Source organism: Oscillibacter sp. CU971 (assembly GCF_905219725.1).
Lineage (GTDB): Bacteria > Bacillota > Clostridia > Oscillospirales > Oscillospiraceae > Oscillibacter.
This window is the reverse complement of record NZ_CAJMXG010000472.1, coordinates 1-1,436: the sequence shown is the minus strand read 5'-3', so window position 1 is coordinate 1,436 and position 1,436 is coordinate 1. Positions and strand designations below refer to the sequence as shown.

Here is a 1,436-nt window from a genome sequence, read left to right as displayed (position 1 = left end):
GTGGAGGGCGGAAAAAAGCCCCCCATACGGGGGGCGGGGGGTCAGCCTCGGAGGTCTTCCTCCAGGTCTCGCCGCAGTTTATTAACTATGGCAAGAATTTCTTCCTTCGATTTTTCTTCCGAGATATCCTCGGTCATGCTGAGGAGTTTGCGGATATAGCTCTTGAACTGTAAATCAGTCATGCCCATACGGTTCACCTCCTCCTATGCCGCGCCCTGTGTTTCGTACTCCATCTATCTCATTTTACCATATTTCTTTTGGAATATCAACTTGACGATCCGTAAATTTTGTGTTACACAGCTCCCAGGAGACGGCCTCCGCGCCGCCCTGACCTTCCTGCGCCGCCCTACCTTCCACCCACACCCTCCGGGCTGTGCCGCGGAGACCGGGACGGCGCGGAGAACGCCCCCTGCGGAGCAATCCCCAAAAAGGAGACTCTATGGAAGAACAGCTCTTGACGGCCTACCTCTGCTTCTGGCTGGCCGTCCTCGGCGCGGTTCTGGGCAGCTTCCTGGACTGCGCCGCCTCCCGCTGGGCGGCGGGGGACCCCCACCCCTTCCGGGGCCGGTCCCGGTGCGGCTCCTGCGGCCATACTCTGGGAGCCCGGGATCTGGTCCCGGTGTTCAGCTTCCTGCTGCGCCGGGGGCGGTGCCGGTACTGCGGGGCGCGCATCCCCGCCCGGTGCCTGGTTTCCGAGCTGGCGGGGGCGGCGGCGTTTTTGTGCCTGGGTCTGCGCTTCGGCCTCAGCCTGGAGCTGGGCCAGTGGTTCGCTTTTGCCGCGCTGCTGCTGGCCCTGAGCCTGACGGACTGGGCGGCGCGGATACTTCCCGACAAGCTGCTCCTCCTGCTGGCGGCGAACCGGGCGGTTTGGTTTTTCGTTCTGGGCCACGGAGTCCGTGAGGGCCTGGAGGCGGCGAAGGCCTTCGCCGTCCCGGCGGCGCTGCTGGCCCTGGTGCTGATAATGGAGAAGCTGCTGGGCCGGGAGGCCATGGGCGGCGGGGACATCAAGCTGCTGTTCGTGCTGGCCCTGTATTTAAGCTGGGCGGAGCTGTTTTTGACGCTGCTGGCGGGGTGCCTGCTGGGCCTTATCTGGGCGGCGCTGACCGGCGGAAAGGCGAAAACCGCCATGCCCTTCGGGCCCTTTCTGGCCCTGGGGGCGATGCTTACGGTGTGTTGCGGCGGGCCGGTGCTGGAATGGTACTTCGGCCTGTTTTGAGAGGAGAGGAATGTATGGGAAAAACGCGGCTGGGATTTGACATCGGCAGCAGCAGCCTGAAAATCGCGGTACTCCGGGGAAACGAGGCCCGCATGGAGGAGATCCGCCTGCCGGAGAACATGGTGGACGGAACGGGGGCCATCATCCTGCCCCACGCCTTCGCGNAGTTTTTGAAGCAGACGAAAAAGGAGCTGTCCCTCCCCCGGGGCCCGGCGGCGCT

General features: G+C 64.0%; 2 protein-coding genes. One reads left to right on the top strand and one right to left on the bottom strand.

Annotated elements, in window-relative coordinates; all coding sequences use genetic code 11:
- Positions 1-41 precede the first annotated feature (41 nt).
- Entirely contained in the window at positions 42-188 is a 147-nt protein-coding gene (locus JX325_RS16685) for a hypothetical protein (protein ID WP_204792150.1), read from the bottom strand.
- A gap of 251 nt (positions 189-439) precedes the next feature.
- Here JX325_RS16685 and JX325_RS16680 point away from each other — a divergent pair, with 251 nt between their 5' ends.
- On the top strand, positions 440-1,216 hold the full coding sequence (locus JX325_RS16680) for an A24 family peptidase (RefSeq protein ID WP_204792149.1): 777 nt from the start codon (positions 440-442) through the stop codon (positions 1,214-1,216).
- The last annotated feature ends 220 nt before the right edge of the window (positions 1,217-1,436 follow it).

What these genes read in the sequence shown, in the direction of transcription:
- JX325_RS16680 (WP_204792149.1), top strand. Translation starts at nt 440, where the DNA reads ATGGAAGAACAGCTCTTGACGGCCTACCTCTGCTTCTGGCTGGCCGTC.
- JX325_RS16685 (WP_204792150.1), bottom strand. Translation starts at nt 188, where the DNA reads ATGGGCATGACTGATTTACAGTTCAAGAGCTATATCCGCAAACTCCTC.